The organism is Bacillus sp. FSL W7-1346, assembly GCF_038593335.1.
GTDB lineage: Bacteria > Bacillota > Bacilli > Bacillales > Bacillaceae > Bacillus > Bacillus altitudinis.
Genome location: NZ_CP151988.1, coordinates 3,470,965 through 3,488,437 on the forward strand (window position 1 = coordinate 3,470,965; position 17,473 = coordinate 3,488,437).

The following is a 17,473-nucleotide window of genomic DNA, read 5'->3' on the forward strand; positions in this document are numbered from 1 at the left end:
CATGGATGAGTCAATCCATGTCTTTTACAGATGAAAGAGCTGCTTTCTCTGACTCGACAAGAGATGTTAGTTCTTCCGCAGCTTTTTTCGGATCAGCGCTTTGGCTAATGGCGCTGATGATGCTAATGCCATCGGCTCCTGCTTGGATGACTGGTGCAGCATTTTCATACGTGATCCCGCCGATGCCCACAATAGGAATGTGAAGACCGTGTTGACGTACTTCGTTGATTAAAGAAACACCCTGGACACTGCGTGTATCCTTTTTTGTTTCTGTAGGATAGACTGGACCCATCCCAACGTAGTCTGCCCCGTCCTTCATCGCTTGCCTTACTTCATCTAGATTGTGCGTGGACACGCCTAATATTTTATTCCCGATTCTTTGCCGTACATCTTGTGCAAGTGTATCTTCCTGGCCAACATGTACGCCATCTGCATCAAGATCGATTGCAAGCTGTACATCATCATTTACGATAAAGGGGATATTCGCTTCTTGGCAAAGTGCTTGAATCTGCTGAGCGATTTTTTTCTTTTCTTCACCTTGCAGAGCACCTTCACCCTTTTCACGAAACTGAAACATCGTGATCCCGCCTTGAATGGCCTCTTTCACCACATCAAGCGGATGCCGGCTTGTATTCGCTGTTCCCATAATAAAATAAACCGATAATTGCTGTTTGATTAGCTGCTGATCAACCTTCGTCATGCAAAACTCCCCCTATTTTTCCTAACGTGATCACATCTTGACCATTTGTATTGGACAGCGCGTTTAACAATTCGATCTGAAAGGTCCCTGGCCCTTTCTCATCTGTCTGCTGAGCTGCCTTTTCTGCAGCGACACCATAAAACAGCAGAGCTGATGCCGATGCATGAACTGGACGTTCCCCTGTTGCACAAAATGCCCCTATGACAGAGGTGAGTAAACAGCCGGTCCCTGTCACCTTGGTTAACCATTCGTGTCCATTATGAATAGACAGAACCTCATCTCCATCTGACACGACATCCACTTTCCCTGTAATCGCCACAACGGTTTGAAGTGCTTTTGCCGCCTTCTTTGCTAAAGACGATACATCTCCATTTGCCCCTTTTGCATCAACGCCTTTTGACTGCCAGCCCTCCACTCCAATTAAATGAGCCATTTCAGCAGCATTCCCTCTGACAACAGTGATGTCCACTTGCTGTAACAGCTGTTTCGCCGCACTCGTCCGAAACGTTGTCGCGCCAACACCAACAGGATCTAATAGAACTGGTACACCTTTTTCATTGGCCGCTTGTCCAGCAATGATCATTGCCTCCACTGTATCCTTTTTTAGTGTGCCGATATTCAGCACAAGTGCATCCGCTAATTGCGCCATTTCTGCCACTTCTTCTTTGGCGTTTGCCATGACTGGAGAAGCACCTAAAGCAAGCAGTCCATTCGCTGTAAAGTTCGTCACAACTTGGTTGGTGATATTATGGACAAGCGGATTTTCCGCTCGAACCTTTTCCAAAAGATGAGACACGCAGCTTAATTTCATCTGTATCGTCCTCCCTTTTATTCTGCATCCCACACATAGGATTTTGTATGCTTTAACCATTCTCTTGCAGCAAAGGACAAGTAGCGGTCCTTTCGCCAAATGACACCCAAATGCCACGGAATAGACGGATTTAAGGAAATGATCCTCACCTTATCAGGATCTAGATCACGGCAAATCCGTTCAGGCAGAAGCCCGATTCCAAGGTTCTCAGCAACCATTTCACTGATGAAATCCCATTGTGACGTTTCATAAATAACGTTTGGCCTGAATCCCGCATTCATACATTCATTTAAGATTCGGCTGTGCAGAACGAAATCTTCTCGAAAGAAAATAAAAGACTCTTCCTTTAAATCAGCCAAATGAACCTCATCACGTCCTGCCATCGGATGTGATGGATGGGTGACAAGCTTCATATTCTCTTTAATGATGGTGTATGTATGAAAAATTTTATCATTTGCAGGCAGAACAATAACACCAATATCTAATGATCCATCCTCTACCCCTTCCTCTACTTTAATGGAGCCGTGCTCCACCAATTGAAAGGTGACATCTGGATACTGCTGGCGGAATTCCCCCATCACATTTGGGAAAAAGCTTGATCCAATCATGGGCGGCAGTCCTATTCGGATATGTCCTTTTTTCACATTCATTAAATCATTTAATTCACTCGTTAAATTCTGAAAGGATTGTGTGATTTCACTCGCCTGTGTATACATGGTTTGTCCAGCATCTGTCATTTCAACCTGTCTGCCATTACGGTAAAACAACTGCACACCTAGCTCATCCTCTAGGTTTTTGACCATCTTGGAAATGGTCGGCTGTGACACATAGAGCGATTGCGATGCTTTCGTAAAACTCTTTAACCGTGCCACTTCTAAGAAATATGTTAAATGTCTGATGTCCACATGGTTCACCCTTTCTATAGACAAAAGGAATAATAACTATTCGATATATGTATTTTACCTATAATAGAACGTGCTGTACACTTTAAAGTAAGCTCACCGATTAGAACGTTGTGTTGTTTTTGTGAAACAGTGAACAATTTATATAGAAAAAGGAGTGAACAGAAAGTGCAATTGCTCAAAACGTCGCTGATTGCTACCCTTCAGATTATGGCTTTATTTGCTTTTGCGAAATTGATGAATGTGCTGGCGGCCTTTTTGCATTTAAGAATTCCGGGCACGATCTTAGGCATTCTTGTCATTTTCTTATTACTTCATTTTAACATCATTAAATTAAAATGGATTGAACTTGGCGCCGTATGGCTGCTCGGAGAACTGCTGCTCTTCTTTATCCCTTCAGCAGTAGGTGTGATTGATTACGGAACATTACTTTCTCAATCTGGCACAAGTATTGTCCTTGTGGTTTTACTTAGTACCTTTGTGGTCATGCTCTCGACTGGCATGATGACGCAGATGATTGCGAAAAGAAAGGAGCGAAAAAAGCTATGTTAGTTGGTGGACTATTTTTGATCTTAACCATTCTGATCTATCTCGGATCAAAAGCGGTTTATAAACGTCATCCGAAAGTCTATGTCTCCCCTTTACTTGTAACACCGGTTGTTCTTGTGGTCTTGCTGTTAATCGTGAACATTCCTTACGATGCTTACAATCAAGGCGGAAAATGGCTGACAAATATGCTTCAACCTGCGACTGTGGCATTTGCCATTCCTTTATATAAGTATTTTCATATTTTGAAGAAGCATGCAGTAGAAATTATTTTGAATGTGGCTTGCGGTTCTATCGTTGCGATTTTATCAACAGCGTTTATCGCTAAATTGTTTCATTTGGACACGAGTCTGATCGAGAGCCTCGTCCCAAGGTCCGTCACAACACCCGTTGCGATGAGTGTGTCTGAAATGATTGGCGGGATGCCGTCCGTTACGGCTGTATTCGTCATTTTAACAGCATTATTTGGCTCAATCATTGGACCATTGGTTATCCGTTATTTCCGTATTGATAATGACATTGCAATGGGCGTTCTGCTTGGTACAGGAGCACATGGTGCAGGCACATCGAAGGCCTTTGAACTGAGCTCGGTCTCAGGCACGATCTCAAGTGTGTCCATGATCATTTCGGCCATTATTACATTATGTGCAGCGCCTATCCTGATGTCGTTTGCCCTATAGAAAAAGCCATTTCCCTCTATCGGAAAATGGCTTTTTCTTATGCTTGGATGAAGACAACCTTTAAATAGTTCCCCTCAGGATAATTTTTCGTTGTACGGAAGTCCTCAGGAAGTGTATATTCCTCAAGAATACGATACGTTTTCCCAGATTCTTTAAAGGCCTGTGCAATAAATCCTTTAAACTTTTTCATCCCAAATGCACTGCTATTGGTTGACGCCACAATGACGCCGTTCTCAGCTGTGATCTGGATGGCTTCTTTTAATAGTTTCTTATAATCCTTCGCTGCACTGAATGTGTGTTTCTTCGTTCGTGCAAAGGATGGTGGGTCCAAGATCACAACATCATAGCTCCAGCCTTTTTTCGCCGCAAACGGGAAATATTTAAAGACATCCATGACTTTGATATCCTGCCCGTCTACATCAATGCCATTCACTTCAAACTGCTCAGATGTTTTTTTCAAACTGCGGTTTGCAACATCTACACTTGTCGTACGGCTTGCCCCGCCAAGCGCTGCTGCTACAGAGAAAGCGCCGGTATAAGAGAATGTATTAAGGACGGTCTTTCCTTTTGCATAGCGATCTCGAATTGCTTTTCGCACATGACGCTGATCAAGGAAAATACCTGTCATCGCACCATCATTTAGATAAACCGCCACGTTCATCCCATTTTCTTTGACGATAAGAGGAAATTCACCTTTCTCCCCTTTTACAAAATCGTCATCTTCGATATATTGTCCAGACGTATCAAATCGTTTCTTTTCATAAATGCCTTTATAGTCAGGGTACACCTGCTCAATCGCAGCCAATACATCTTCTTTTAATGTATAAACACCTTCGCTATACCATTGGATGAGATAGAATCCATCATAATAATCAATCGTGATTCCACCAATTCCATCCCCTTCTCCATTGAACACACGGAAAGCCGTCGTCTGTGCATCACGAAATAGATGCGTTCTGCTTTTGGATGCCTGTTCAAGTTTAGAAACAAAAAAGGGCTGATCTATATTTTCGTTAGCGTCAAAGGAAAGCACCCAACCGATGCCTTTATTTTGCACACCATAATATCCTTTCCCTAAAAAAGAGCCTCTTTCATCTACCCATTCAATGAGTTCGCCTTCCTGTACACCGTTCACACGCGACACAGCATCTTTTGAAATAAGCGGATATCCCTTTTTCACTTGTTCTGCAAATGTTTGTTTTAATGAGATTTTTTTCATTTGTGTCATCCTTATCCTAAATTGACTCTCTCTATCCTACCATATGAATGTATACGTTACTTCTATTATGATAAGATGAGGAGAAAAATATCAACTCGACATAGAGGAGGCTCTTTTTTGACAACATTACGCTTAGATCATACAGGGATTATGGTGACAAATATTGATCAGTCCATTGATTTTTATGAAAAAGTGGTGGGCATGAAATTAAAGGATCGCATCACTCATACAAACGGAGTCATTGAACTTGCCTTTCTTGGCTTTAAAGACGAAGCAGAAACGGAAATCGAACTCATTCAAGGGTATAGCAGTGACCTTCCATCTGAAGGAAAGGTCCACCATCTCGCCTTCACAACAGATAATATCCACGCGGAATTCAACCGTATTCAAAAGCTGCAAATTGAGCTAATAGATGAAGAAATCACAACATTGCCCAATGGCTATTGCTACTTCTTTTTCCGAGGGCCAGACCAAGAGTGGATTGAGTTCTTCCAACGATAATATTTCCTAGGAAATGCATGCGAATCGGTATATTCATTCTCGTCACAAAAGAAAAAGAGTAAGAGCATACCTGCTCTTACTCTTTTTTTATAGCACCTTACTAAGAAACAATTTGGTACGCTCGTGCTGCGGGTTTCCAAAGAGTGCTTCTGGTTTGTCTTCTTCGACGATATATCCGCCATCCATAAAGATCACACGGTCTCCCACTTCTCTTGCAAAACCCATTTCATGTGTGACGACAATCATCGTCATTCCTTCGACTGCTAATTGTTTCATAACAGCTAATACATCCCCAACGACCTCAGGGTCAAGAGCAGATGTCGGCTCATCGAATAAGAGCACTTTCGGGTCCATCGCCAAGGCTCTTGCAATGGCAACACGCTGTTTTTGTCCACCAGATAATTGGTTAGGGTAACTTTTGGCCTTGTCTTTCAAGCCGACCTTTTCAAGCAAGTCTAATGCTTTATCGACTGCCGCTTTCTTCTCCATCCCTTTTACTTTCACCGGTGCGATCGTGATATTTTCTAACACGGTTTTATGAGGAAATAAATTAAAGTGCTGAAACACCATACCAACTTCTTGTCGTACTTTATTGATATTCACTTTTGGGTCTGTAATCGTATGTCCGTGGACAACAACTTCCCCAGCCGTAATATCCTCTAATTTATTGAGACATCTGAGAAATGTGCTTTTCCCTGATCCTGAAGGACCAATGACACATACAACCTCTTTTTCCTCGATGACTGCATTAATATCCTTTAAGACTTCGTTATCACCAAAGGATTTCTTCAAGTTTTTCACCGTAATCATACTCATTTCACATCAAATCTCCTTTCTGCGTAGCTAGCCAGTAGAGAAAGTAAATAAATGATCACGAAATAAATGACACCGACAATGAGCCAGACATTCAAAGGATCAAAGGTAGCCGATGCTTGAACTTGTCCCCGCTGCATGATATCAGCAATACCGATAATCGATAAAAGAGAGGTGTCCTTCAAACTGATGATGGCTTGGTTCGTAATGGCTGGAAGCATACGGCGAAATGCCTGTGGAAGGACGATAAAGCGCATGTTTTGTCCACCTGTGAATCCTAAAGAGCGTGCGGCTTCAGTTTGTCCTTTATCGATGGACTGAATCCCTGCACGAATAATTTCTGAGAAATAAGCTCCTGCGTTAATCGCTACTGTAATAATCCCTGCCGGCACTCGGTCAAGTGAAATGAATTCAAGTGTATTAAGCCCAAAATAAATGAAGAATAGCTGTACGATAAATGGCGTACCTCGAATGGCATTGACAAAAACGAGTGAAATAAAGTTCAAGATTTTAAATGGTGATAGGCGGAATAGTGCCACAATCAACCCGATGATAAAACCTAAAATGATAGCAACAACAAAGATATATAATGTGGTTTGCAAACCATCCATTAAATACGGAAATGCATTAACAATCGTATCCATGTTTCTCCCTCCCTAATTCACATACGGTTGACACATAAAGAAAGCGCGCTCTGAGCGCGCCTCGCTTGTGTTATGACTTCAAATATTTCTCAATAATTTTGTCATATTCACCGTTTTTCTTTAGGTTTTCCAGCCCTTTATTGATTTTCTTCAATAAGTCCTGGTTTTTACCCTTCATCACTGAGATCCCGTATTGGTCTCCATTCAAGCGATCTCCAACTGTTTTCAATTTCAAGTCTTGCTGTGCGATCGCATACGTAATGACAGGATAATCCTCAATTAAAGCATCTGCATTTCCATTAGATACTTCTTGGAACATAGATGGACTGTCATTGAATTGAACTACTTCATACCCATATTTGTCTGCGTTATCTGTTGCAAATTTTGCACCTGTTGTCCCATTTTTAACAGCTAGCTTTTTCCCCTTTAAATCATCAATCGATTTGATGCTGCTGTCCTTTTTCACAACAACTGTCAGACCAGCGTCGAAGTATGGATCTGAGAAATCCACTTTCTTTTTACGCTCATCTGTAATACTCATACCACCCATTCCAACATCAAGCTGACCTGCTTGCATCGCTGGAATGATCCCTGAGAAATCCATTGCTTCAAGTTTCACTTTGAAGTCTTGGTCTTTCGCAATGGCGTTAATTAAATCAACGTCTATTCCCACCGTTTTTCCGCCCTTTTCAAATTCAAATGGCGGATATGTTACATCTATCCCGATTTTATATGTGCCTTTGCCTTCTCCCGAACCGCTGTCTGATTTTGAACCACAGGCTGCCATGACGAGCACAACAATTAGTCCCATGATCAGTAACATCGATTTCTTCATAAAACACGACCCCCAATTGTCAGTTTTGTCTAAATATTCGCAACAACAATCTTACTATACCACGCTAAAGCTATACTGTGTGATATTTTTTATCAATACCAAAGATCCATACAATTCTAGATCGATAGTCTCTTTAAATTTTACTTTTTTGCGAATAACTCATTTTATTCTGAAAGAAGCATGTTTCACAATATTCATGTGATATAATCTCACAAAAAACCGAGAACACTCCTTTATAAATAACACTTCTTTCTCACCTATGAAAAAACCCTCTTTCACTGTCTCTCTTCCTCTATTGATATCCTGATATATTTTTTCCAACATCCTCTTTTTACCTAAAAAAATGTAAGCGTATACAATTTGATCGCTACTCCCTATTTTTTTCACTACTGGTTGAATTTACATCAAAAAACATGTTTTACAAATTGAGATAGACCGCTTAAAATATAAGAAGATACTTAATATGGAAAGATGATTCAGACAAATAAGAATCCGCAGAAATGAATAGGTGAAGAAAGGAGGATACCAATTGGCAGAAACAGGTGTTTTGTCATCCGTTGATGTAGCAAATATGCTAAATGACTGGTATGTCTTGATGAAAAAAAGAGACATACAAGAAGCCATACAGCTAAAAGAAGAGATTCTTCAAGCATTTGATCGAATGGAAGAGAATCAAGACGTCTTACTCTACTATCAACTTTTAGAATACCGTTTCAAAGATTTAGTCGAAGATACAGCTTCGTTAGATCACAGTCTTTTTGTGGATGAAAATGCGATTCGTACAGATGATATGCTCAGCTACTATTTCTATTTCTTTAAAGGCATGTATGAAATGCGCAGAGGGAATCAAGATACAGCATTTCACCATTTGAAATTGGCAGAGGATAAATTAGATCTCGTACATGATGACATTGAAAAAGCAGAATTCCATTATAAAACAGGCTGTCTATACTATAATATAAGATCCACACTTCTCTCCATCCACCACTTAAAAAAGGCTTCGTCTATTTACGACGCAGATCCATGTTATGTGAAAAAATCAATCAGCTGTCAAATGATGCTTGCTCTGAATTATGCGGATCAATCGAAATATGATGAGGCAGAAACTTTGTTTCAACAGGTGATTTACTCACTAGAACAGATGGAGGATCCGGATTTACTTGGCCACGCGTATTGCAATGCAGCTTTTATTAAAAGTCTAAGAAATGAATACAGTGAAGCTGTGCCGCTCCTAGAAAAAGCTTTATTGATTGAGTCATTCGAAACTTCTTCCCCAGGCGGCTATTTACTGGCCTTGTATGCCTACACGAAAGCACTGTTTAAGCTGAAAAAGCCTGGTTTGTTCCACTATTATGTACAGCTTTCACTTCAAAAAGCAGAAAATTTAAAACAACGAAACATTTCACTTAAATTATCCATTTTAGAAACATTGATGCTCCAGCCAAACAACATGATTGAGCAGATCATTTCTTATTGTGATCAATTAGAATCTATGAATTTCCTTGTTGATCTTGAGGCTATCTGTCAGGATGTAGCCGCCTACTTAACTGAAAATGGTCTTCCGAAAGAAGCAATGTATTTTCAGAACAAGGCATTGTCATTCAAAACTTGTTAAGAAGATGGAGTGATGTATGATGAAAAAATGGCTGATCTCAAGCGCGATTTTTGCGCTCTTGTTCACAGGTGTTTGGATTGGTACTTCTACACAAAAAGGCAGCCCGTCTGCACAATCGCAAGATGACGGTACGATCATTCAAAAGAGAGATCGAGGCACCAACCCTTAATAAGACTGAAAAGAGTAGCTGTCCTTCAAAACAGCTACTCTTTTTATTGGTTAATCAATTTCTCGTTTGATATTTTGCATTTTTTCATCTAAGTAGTGAGCGATATCTGCCGCTTCCTTTAGTTCATCGGTGAGCTGATGAGGAACATCGTTTTGCAGCTTATAATAGATTTTATGTTCGAGACTCGCCCAGAAATCCATCGCAATGGTCCGCACCTGAATTTCAACCTTCACATGCTCCACACGATTCGTTAAGTAAACAGGAATCTCAACAATTAAATGAAGACTTCGATAGCCATTTGGTTTCGGATGCTGAATGTAATCCTTCACTTCAAGGATCTTTAAATCCTCTCTTTGCCTCAGAACATCAATAATGTTATAGATATCTTGAATAAACGAGCAGATGATGCGGACACCAGCGATATCATGTATGTACTCCTTGGCACATTGTGTGGTGATGTCACATCCTTTTCTCGCTAGTTTATTCACGATGCTTTCAAAGGATTTGATCCGTGATTTTGTATGCTCTATTGGGTTGTGTCCATGGATTAAATTATATTCCTGACTAATAATCGAAAACTTTGTATCCATTTCATCTAATGCAAATTTATATACTAATAATTCATTTTTCCAGTCTTCCATGACACTTTTCAAATCTTCTACATGAGTTGCTGACATATTCATTTCTTTTTGTCATCTCCTTTTGGCAAACAGCTGTTACACTGCTTTCCGTTTACTAGACGGAGAGAGAACGCAAATGGTTTTAAAAAAGTACATCTTAGCCCCGTTGTTTGTAATAAGTTAGCGCGAGTGCCAGTGCAAGTACAGATCCTTTCACGATATCCATTGCATAATACGGGACAGACATCATCACAAGTCCATTTTGCAAAATACCGATGAGCACCGCACCAATAAACGTACCGAATGCGTTTGGTTTACCTGCTCCCATGACTGAAAACCCGATAAAAGCAGCAGCTACCCCATCCATTAAATATGGCGTTCCTGCGTTAATTTCTGCTGTCATCACCCTTGATGCCAGCACGATACCACCGATCGCCGCAAATAAGGCAGACAACAGATATGCTGCGATTTTGTATTTGTTCACATGAATACCAGACAATCGAGCGGCTTCTTTATTTCCACCAATGATATACATCAACCGCCCATGCTTTGTGTAAGTCATAAAAACATGTGCAAAAAGCACAATGGCCGCCATAATCAAAATGATATAGGGGACCTGCCCAATCTTGCTGAAAAAGGCAGGGATGGTGCCAGTTGAAAAAGTACCATCAGGCAGCACCATATTTTCAGAAATGGTCGCACCTTTCGTATAGGTTTGTGCCAGCCCTTGAATGATAAACATCATGGCTAGTGTCATGAGCATATCTGGAATCTTCATTTTGACAATCATCCAAGCATTCAGCAAACCGACAATAAGAGAAGCCGCCAGCGCAGAAAGGATCGCAATGAGTGGGTTTTGCGAGAACCATACAAACATGGAGATCACAATTGCATTTGATAACGTAGCAACTGAGCCTACAGATAAATCAAAGCCGTTTACTGCTAGTGAGATCGTCAGCCCTACCGCAATGATGGTTACAATCGAGATCGATCGTAAAATATTGATGATATTTCCTGACTGTAAAAATGCCGGATTGGCTGCCGCAAAGACAACAATCAATACGACAATCGTTAAGATGGTGCCATATTGATAAAAGAAATCAAACAGATGAAAGGATGGCCGCTGTTTCTTGATTTGTTGAACTGGGGCTGAAACTTGTCGTTCACTCATGATTGTCCTCCTGTTGAATGATATAAAAGCTCTTCTTCAGTCATTGGTGCCGTCATTTCCCGGGCAATGCTGCCATCATATAAGACGTATACTCGGTCGGCAATTCCTGCAATTTCTGAAAGCTCACTTGAAGCATAAATAACCGCTTTTCCTCTTGCAGCTAGTTCTGCAATGAGGGAGAAAATGTCCTTTTTGGCTCCAACGTCTACACCTTTGGTTGGTTCATCAAAGAGATAGACATCTGCCTCAGCCAACAGCCATTTTCCAATCGCAATCTTTTGCTGATTTCCACCAGAGAGATGCTTCACCTTCGCTTCAAGAGAAGGTGTCTTGACGCCAAGCCGCTTGACGATTCCATCTGCTGCCTTCCGTTCCTTAGAACGATGTAAGAAGCTGAACGGCCGTGTAAACGAACGTAGACTTGCAGCTGTTACGTTCCATCCAACAGTCTCTTCTGTTAAAATTCCTTCTTTTCTCCGTTCCTCAGGCACAAGGGCAATACCCGCTCTCACAGCGTGATGAGGCGACTTGATATGAATGGTTTGACCATGTAGCTGCATAGTGCCTGACTTTTTTTCTGAGGCGCCGAATAGGGCTTTGCACAATTCTGTTTTACCAGCACCGACTAGTCCTGCAATCCCGAGAATTTCTCCTTTTTTCACATGAAGATGAATGTTGTTTAATTTATGCTGGTCATGCAACTCTTTCACGTCAAGCACAATCGGTGCATCCTCAAGCGGTGTACGAGATGGGAATTGATCCTCTAATGGCGCGCCAAGCATTTCTTCAATGACCTGCTTTGGATCAGTTTCTTTAATGAGGTGCGCCGCCACATCGGTTCCATTCTTCATCACAGTCAGTTCATCACAGATGTTGAAAATTTCTGGCATGCGATGCGAAATAAAAATGATGCCTGTGCCGTTCTTTTTCAATTGATGAATCATTGAGAATAGCTTGCTTGTTTCTGCATGACTAAGTGGAGCGGTTGGTTCATCTAAAATTAAAATGCTGCATTTGATCGACACAGCCTTGGCAATGAGCACCATTTGTTTTTCTGCCAGTGTCAAATCACTCACAAGACGCTTCGTCGAGATGTCAATATTCATCTCTTGTAACAGCTGTGCTGCCTTGCGGTGAATCTCTTTCCAACGGACGAATGGTTTTTTCTCAATTTCATGAATCATCATATTTTCGCCAACACTTAAATATGGCACTAGAGCTGTATCCACTTCTTGATGTACGGTCTGCACACCGTATGAGGCCGCATCCTTTGGTGTATGAATGGTCGCCTCCTCGCCATTGATGTGGATGGTTCCTTCAAAATGTGAATGAGCACCAGAGAGAACTTTCATTAACGTTGACTTCCCAGCACCGTTAGCCCCAATCAGGGCATGGACTGTGCCTTTTTTTAATGTGAAATTTGCTTGATCTAACGCTTTGACTCCTGGGAATTCAATCGAGATGTTTTTCATATGAACAAGCGGCGTTGTCATAAGTGTCCTCCTTCTCTCCTGATCGTCAATTGAAAAACGAAACACCCTCTATGAAAAGAGAGTGCACGTGGTTTATTTTGCATAATGCTTCTTCAAGGTCTTCATCCAGTCTTCTTCAAAAGCAGTCGAAGAACCGAATCCTTTTACTTCATCTGCAAGATTGACCATATTGATGGCCTTTCCTGCATCCTGAAGCTGCTTTTGTGAAATGAGAGAGGCCTCAAGGTCATAGGAAGATGGCGTTTTCTCGCCAGCTAGTTTCTTCGCAAGAATCCTTACGTCAATTGCGCCAATGAGCTTCGGATCGACAGCGGCAGTGTACTTCCAAGGACTGTCTTTCGCAGTCATTTCTTGGAGATCGGCATTAGACACATCAATACCGTATATTTTCACTTCGGTTCTTCCTGCTTCTTTTAAAGCTCTTGCGGCACCAATCGCAAATGCATCCCACGTGGCAAAAATCGCATCCAGTTTCCCCTTTGGATATTTATTTAGCATAGCCGCAACCGCATTTTGTGTTTGAACTGATGTATCAGAGGCCGCAACGCCAAATCGGTCAAGTTCCTTGATTCCTGTATGCTGTTTGAGCGTTTCTTGGTACACCTTGTTTCGTCTCACCATTGGAGGGAATCCGTCTACCCAAAGATACGCAATATTTGCTTTCCCTTTAAAATCAGCCACGAGTGCATCTAATGATTTTTTCGCTAATTGTTCATCATCTTGAGACGTCACTGTGACTCCTTTGATATCCTTCAGCTTCGGATTTGAATCAAACGCCACAACTGGAATGCCTTTCGCTGTGATCTTCTTCACATCAGCGACTGTCGCCTCATCATCCCCATGAGAGATGATAAAGCCATCGTAGTTTTCTTCTAGTGCTTGAGAAATAGCATCATGAAACTTCGCCGTATCACCATTTGCCGTGTAGACATCTACTGTAAAGCCTAGCGCTTCACCTTCTGCCTTCGTTCCTGCTAAAAACTGAGCAGTATGATCGTCCCCGCCAATTTTACGGATGACTTTAATTTTTGCTCCCTGTCCTTTTGCAAATCGCTTCGGGACATTGTCAAAAGAGACCTTTTCGTTTGCATTAGCCTTTGGGCCTGCGCTTGATCCCGTACCGCAACCAGATAATAGCACGGTCAGGACCGTCAATAATACAAGAGATGATGTCCAATATTTACGTTTCATTGCTGTTCCTCCTCAAGTTGTTTTATTTTTCACATCGGAAAACTAGGTAAAGAAGTGGAAATATGCCTGTGAACCCAGTCTTTTGATTCTAAAAAAAGAGATCAAAAAAAGCCTCTCTTGATAAAGAGAGGCTTGATCACCGTTGCATGAAACATGTATCGGGAAGTCTTCCTCTCTTATCTGTCAAAGCTGTAACAGCTTTGCAGGAATTAGCACCAATTTCTTAAATAGAAACGGTTGCTGGGCGTCATAGGGCCAGTCCCTCTGCCTCTCTTGATAAGAGATCCGTTATGAAATTTGTTTTAGTTGAAATGTCTTCTTTACTTTAATGTGATGTCTCATCAATGTCAATGACTTTTTTGAAAATTTCTAAAATGATCATTTGCACCGAATACCTTGTTTAACTGCCGATGATTTTCTTAGCAGGTGATGATGCCTTAAGACGGAAATCATATTTTTTCTCATTCACAAATTGGGGATTAAGGTGTGCTGATCCTTTATCTTGACCGCTTTTCGAGCGATACGTTTTGTAGCCTTCCAGCCATTTCCCGCGCCATACCCATTGTGAGGCTTTTGCACCTTTTCGGTCATCGTAGACATTCTTTTGGAATGTATTCTTCTTGTTCACTTCGTAGAGATTCACGACTAAGTAATGCGAAGCACTGGCTGTCATGATATTATTCGTGATTCGATTGTTCACCGATTGATATTGCATGAGCAATTGACCGCCTTCTAAGCCGGCTGTGTCATTTTTGTACAAAATGTTATGGGAGATGGTCGTGTTTGTGGTTCCGCCCCGCTTCTTGTCATAGCCGCCGATGGAGATGCCTGTATAACGATTTAAATATACTTGATTGTGCTCAATGCGAATGCGTTCGGCCATCTTCCCTTTATGTTCACTTGTGACCTCAATCCCAAGGTCATTATGATGGCTGATGTTATGATCAATCACGATGTCTTTCCCGCCATCCACATAAATTCCTCCTGCGGAGATGTCCTTGCCGTACGCTGGATTCCCAACACTCGTAATCTCATAAACTTTGTTTCTAGATACGACACCATTTCGCACTTGATCATACTTTTTAGAAGGTGCGACATTCTCAAAACCAATTAAATCAATCCCGATATTGTCCGTATGCCGGACTGTATTATGTGTCACGCGGAATTTTTTAACGTTTCCGTTTAGCACAAGGGCTTCACTAAAACCCAGCTTTAACTTTTCCACAGTGTTTCCTTTGATTTCGATGTCTTCAATGGCTGCAGGTGCTTTCGTTCCATAGACCGCAATGCCATGAGCATTCCCATTTTGATGTGTCGTCTGAATGTCGTACACACGGTTGTTAAGCAGTTTGACGCCTTTGCCGCTTCCTGTGATGAATATACCGATGGGTGTCACATCTTCTTGATTCGTTTTAATATGACCGACTGTCAAACCTTTCAGGGTGATATAGCTTTTTTGATCAATTTTCACGAGACCTCCGTCTGCTTGATTTCCTTTAAGAGATGCTCCGCTAATGACAGGCTTCTCTTTTCCATACGCTTGAAAAACAACTGGTGCTTTCTTTGTTCCAGAATGGCGGACAATCAATTTCTCTTTGTATGTACCGCCTCTCATATAAACTGTTGTTCCAGCTTTCGCGATACTTGCCGCTTTTTTCAGCGTACGGAAAGGCTTTTGCTTTGTCCCTGGATGTTTGTCGTTCCCATTTGCTGCGACGTAATAGGCAGTACCTTGCTTCGCACCAGCCTCCTCCGTCATCGCTTGACAGCCAAAACTAATGGCGGTCATCAATAAAATCAATAAGGCGCCTGATATCATTCGTTTCATCTCGTTGTTTGCTCCCTTCCACTCTCTTCTACCTTTATCGGTTAAAAAAAAGAGGATTAAAATATGGCAATGCCCCTTGCAATGTACTAGTCAAAAGGTGTATGGTTGAAAGAATATCTTACAGGAAAACAAATCGCTTTTAAATTGTCAGATTAATCAGTTAATAATGAAATTGGATTTTATTTCTAAGGGGAAACTTCAGTAAAACCACGACAGAGAGGAGGAAAGCGCTTTAACAGATTTTTCTTGTCTGAATTCCAGAAAACCTATTGCTAATATTTTGTGAAGGTATAGAATAGAATCATAATTATTTCATATTATTAGAATTTTCAAATAATCAAACAGCAAGGAGATTTACGATGCCAAAACAACCCATCCGCGTTGAAATTAGTTCAACAAAAAAACCAAAACCTCAATCTGATCAACTTGAATTCGGAAAAATCTTCACAGACCACATGTTTGTGATGGATTATTCAATTGATAAAGGCTGGTATGATCCGAGAATTATTCCTTATCAGGCGATTCCAATGGACCCAGCTTCTATGGTTTATCATTATGGCCAATCTGTTTTTGAAGGCTTGAAGGCGTATGTGTCTGAGGATCAAAAGATTCTCTTATTCCGTCCCGAAAAAAATATGGAACGTTTAAACAGATCAAATGACCGCCTATGTATCCCGCAAATTGATACAGAAACGGTTTTAGAAGGCTTAAATGAACTCATTCGCATTGATAAGGATTGGGTACCTGATGCAGAGGGCACTTCTTTGTATATTCGACCATTCATTATTTCTACTGAGCCCTATTTAGGTGTTGCACCGTCAAGCACCTACAAGCTGATCATCATTTTATCTCCAGTAGGTTCTTATTATAAAGAAGGCATCCATCCGGTCAAAATTGCGGTGGAAAACGAATTTGTCCGCGCTGTTAAAGGCGGAACAGGAAATGCCAAAACAGCTGGAAACTATGCATCGAGCTTGAAAGCACAGCAAGTTGCTGAAACAAAAGGATTTTCACAAGTCCTGTGGCTTGATGGCATCGAGAAAAAGTACATTGAAGAAGTCGGCAGTATGAATATCTTCTTTAAAATCAACGGAGAAATCGTGACGCCTGAACTGAACGGCAGCATTTTAGAAGGGATCACACGGAATTCTGTGCTTGAGCTGTTAAAGCATTGGGAAATCCCTGTGACAGAACGTAAAATTTCAATTGATGAGTTAATCGAAGCACATCAGTCAGGTGAACTTGAAGAAATCTTCGGAACAGGAACGGCAGCCGTCATTTCTCCTGTCGGTGAATTAATTTATCACGATCAGCCATACGTCATTCAAAATGGTCAAACAGGCGAAGTATCGAAGAAATTGTACGAAGCGATTACCGGAATCCAAAAAGGAACTCAGCCAGACATCTTCGGCTGGACAGTAGAAGTCGATTCGGTCGTCAAGCAGGCATAAGCAAGCGAAAGAACCTTTCATTTGATGAAGGGTTCTTTTTTGTTTCTTTATCTCCTCCATTACCTCATAATGGAAAATACGGATCTATTCCACACTTAAGGAGTGATGGTATGTTTTTTACTTATTTACTAGCGTTCTTAGGGATTTGCATCGGATCAATCATCATCGCTACAGGTTTCGATGATTCATCGTTCTTCACCCGTTTTCTATTTAAGTTTCTCGGGATTTCTATCCTCGTTCTTTCCATTACTTTTGTAAAAGTGAGGCGAAAGAGGTTACGCAAC

At 41.3% G+C, this 17,473-nt stretch carries 18 protein-coding genes and 1 riboswitch; of the genes, 6 read left to right on the top strand and 12 right to left on the bottom strand.

The features are described 5' to 3' along the window. Positions 1 to 10: 10 nt before the first annotated feature. The 3 genes from thiE to NST09_RS17930 are packed head-to-tail and all read right to left on the bottom strand — an operon-like array spanning position 11 to position 2,416. Entirely contained in the window at positions 11 to 700 is a 690-nt protein-coding gene (gene thiE, locus NST09_RS17920; protein WP_047946593.1) for a thiamine phosphate synthase, read from the bottom strand. Further along, entirely contained in the window at positions 687 to 1,511 is an 825-nt protein-coding gene (gene thiM, locus NST09_RS17925) for a hydroxyethylthiazole kinase (protein ID WP_342493173.1), read from the bottom strand. The genes thiE and thiM overlap by 14 nt, the downstream gene beginning before the upstream one ends. A 17-nt stretch (positions 1,512 to 1,528) precedes the next feature. Then, positions 1,529 to 2,416 (bottom strand): LysR family transcriptional regulator, encoded by an 888-nt coding sequence (locus NST09_RS17930; RefSeq protein ID WP_008345526.1) that lies wholly within the window; start codon positions 2,414 to 2,416, stop codon positions 1,529 to 1,531. Between the two features lie 165 nt (positions 2,417 to 2,581). Between NST09_RS17930 and NST09_RS17935 the strand changes: the two genes are divergently transcribed. Together NST09_RS17935 and NST09_RS17940 are read left to right on the top strand one after the other, a co-directional pair. Next, positions 2,582 to 2,965 (top strand): CidA/LrgA family holin-like protein, encoded by a 384-nt coding sequence (locus NST09_RS17935; protein ID WP_008345527.1) that lies wholly within the window; start codon positions 2,582 to 2,584, stop codon positions 2,963 to 2,965. Beyond that, a complete protein-coding gene (locus NST09_RS17940; RefSeq protein WP_007497850.1) occupies positions 2,959 to 3,639 on the top strand; it encodes a CidB/LrgB family autolysis modulator in 681 nt (226 codons plus the stop codon). Before NST09_RS17935 ends, NST09_RS17940 begins: the two co-directional genes overlap by 7 nt. Positions 3,640 to 3,676: 37 nt before the next feature. Here the strand turns inward: NST09_RS17940 and NST09_RS17945 are convergent, their stop codons facing one another. Then, positions 3,677 to 4,858 (bottom strand): class I SAM-dependent rRNA methyltransferase, encoded by a 1,182-nt coding sequence (locus NST09_RS17945; protein WP_217816035.1) that lies wholly within the window; start codon positions 4,856 to 4,858, stop codon positions 3,677 to 3,679. 117 nt (positions 4,859 to 4,975) lie between these two features. Between NST09_RS17945 and NST09_RS17950 the strand changes: the two genes are divergently transcribed. Beyond that, a complete protein-coding gene (locus NST09_RS17950) occupies positions 4,976 to 5,359 on the top strand; it encodes a VOC family protein (RefSeq protein ID WP_008345541.1) in 384 nt (127 codons plus the stop codon). Between the two features lie 87 nt (positions 5,360 to 5,446). Here NST09_RS17950 and NST09_RS17955 read toward each other — a convergent pair whose 3' ends face one another. The 3 genes from NST09_RS17955 to NST09_RS17965 all read right to left on the bottom strand — a co-directional run bounded on the left by NST09_RS17955 (position 5,447) and on the right by NST09_RS17965 (position 7,651). Next, on the bottom strand, positions 5,447 to 6,175 hold the full coding sequence (locus tag NST09_RS17955; protein WP_007497858.1) for an amino acid ABC transporter ATP-binding protein: 729 nt from the start codon (positions 6,173 to 6,175) through the stop codon (positions 5,447 to 5,449). Then, positions 6,172 to 6,816 (bottom strand): amino acid ABC transporter permease, encoded by a 645-nt coding sequence (locus NST09_RS17960; RefSeq protein ID WP_007497860.1) that lies wholly within the window; start codon positions 6,814 to 6,816, stop codon positions 6,172 to 6,174. The genes NST09_RS17955 and NST09_RS17960 overlap by 4 nt, the downstream gene beginning before the upstream one ends. Before the next feature lie 70 nt (positions 6,817 to 6,886). Beyond that, the gene (locus NST09_RS17965; RefSeq protein ID WP_007497862.1) at positions 6,887 to 7,651 is read right to left on the bottom strand and encodes a transporter substrate-binding domain-containing protein; all 765 of its coding nucleotides are present in this window, start codon (positions 7,649 to 7,651) and stop codon (positions 6,887 to 6,889) included. Positions 7,652 to 8,180: 529 nt separating this feature from the next. Here NST09_RS17965 and NST09_RS17970 point away from each other — a divergent pair. Next, positions 8,181 to 9,266 (top strand): Rap family tetratricopeptide repeat protein, encoded by a 1,086-nt coding sequence (locus tag NST09_RS17970; RefSeq protein WP_206115853.1) that lies wholly within the window; start codon positions 8,181 to 8,183, stop codon positions 9,264 to 9,266. Positions 9,267 to 9,285: 19 nt separating this feature from the next. Continuing rightward, on the top strand, positions 9,286 to 9,435 hold the full coding sequence (locus NST09_RS17975) for a hypothetical protein (RefSeq protein WP_017368302.1): 150 nt from the start codon (positions 9,286 to 9,288) through the stop codon (positions 9,433 to 9,435). A 50-nt stretch (positions 9,436 to 9,485) separates the two neighbouring features. Here NST09_RS17975 and NST09_RS17980 read toward each other — a convergent pair whose 3' ends face one another. From NST09_RS17980 to NST09_RS18000, 5 genes are all read right to left on the bottom strand, one after another. Beyond that, positions 9,486 to 10,118 carry a GTP pyrophosphokinase family protein gene (locus NST09_RS17980; protein ID WP_007497867.1) on the bottom strand — a complete coding sequence of 211 codons (633 nt, stop codon included), beginning with the start codon at positions 10,116 to 10,118 and terminating at the stop codon, positions 9,486 to 9,488. 94 nt (positions 10,119 to 10,212) lie between these two features. Continuing rightward, entirely contained in the window at positions 10,213 to 11,226 is a 1,014-nt protein-coding gene (locus tag NST09_RS17985) for an ABC transporter permease (protein ID WP_017368303.1), read from the bottom strand. Next, positions 11,223 to 12,719, bottom strand: a complete 1,497-nt coding sequence (locus tag NST09_RS17990) for a sugar ABC transporter ATP-binding protein (protein WP_342493174.1) — start codon at positions 12,717 to 12,719, stop codon at positions 11,223 to 11,225. The genes NST09_RS17985 and NST09_RS17990 overlap by 4 nt, the downstream gene beginning before the upstream one ends. A gap of 72 nt (positions 12,720 to 12,791) precedes the next feature. Continuing rightward, positions 12,792 to 13,910 carry a sugar ABC transporter substrate-binding protein gene (locus NST09_RS17995; protein ID WP_342493175.1) on the bottom strand — a complete coding sequence of 373 codons (1,119 nt, stop codon included), beginning with the start codon at positions 13,908 to 13,910 and terminating at the stop codon, positions 12,792 to 12,794. A 173-nt stretch (positions 13,911 to 14,083) separates the two neighbouring features. Further along, positions 14,084 to 14,193, bottom strand: a riboswitch (SAM riboswitch). 117 nt (positions 14,194 to 14,310) lie between these two features. After that, positions 14,311 to 15,738, bottom strand: coding sequence for a right-handed parallel beta-helix repeat-containing protein (locus tag NST09_RS18000; protein ID WP_017358694.1), 1,428 nt, complete (start codon positions 15,736 to 15,738; stop codon positions 14,311 to 14,313). A 359-nt stretch (positions 15,739 to 16,097) separates the two neighbouring features. Between NST09_RS18000 and NST09_RS18005 the strand changes: the two genes are divergently transcribed. Continuing rightward, complete coding sequence (locus tag NST09_RS18005) at positions 16,098 to 17,189, top strand: branched-chain amino acid aminotransferase (protein WP_007497882.1); 1,092 nt, start codon at positions 16,098 to 16,100, stop codon at positions 17,187 to 17,189. Positions 17,190 to 17,473: the final 284 nt, after the last annotated feature.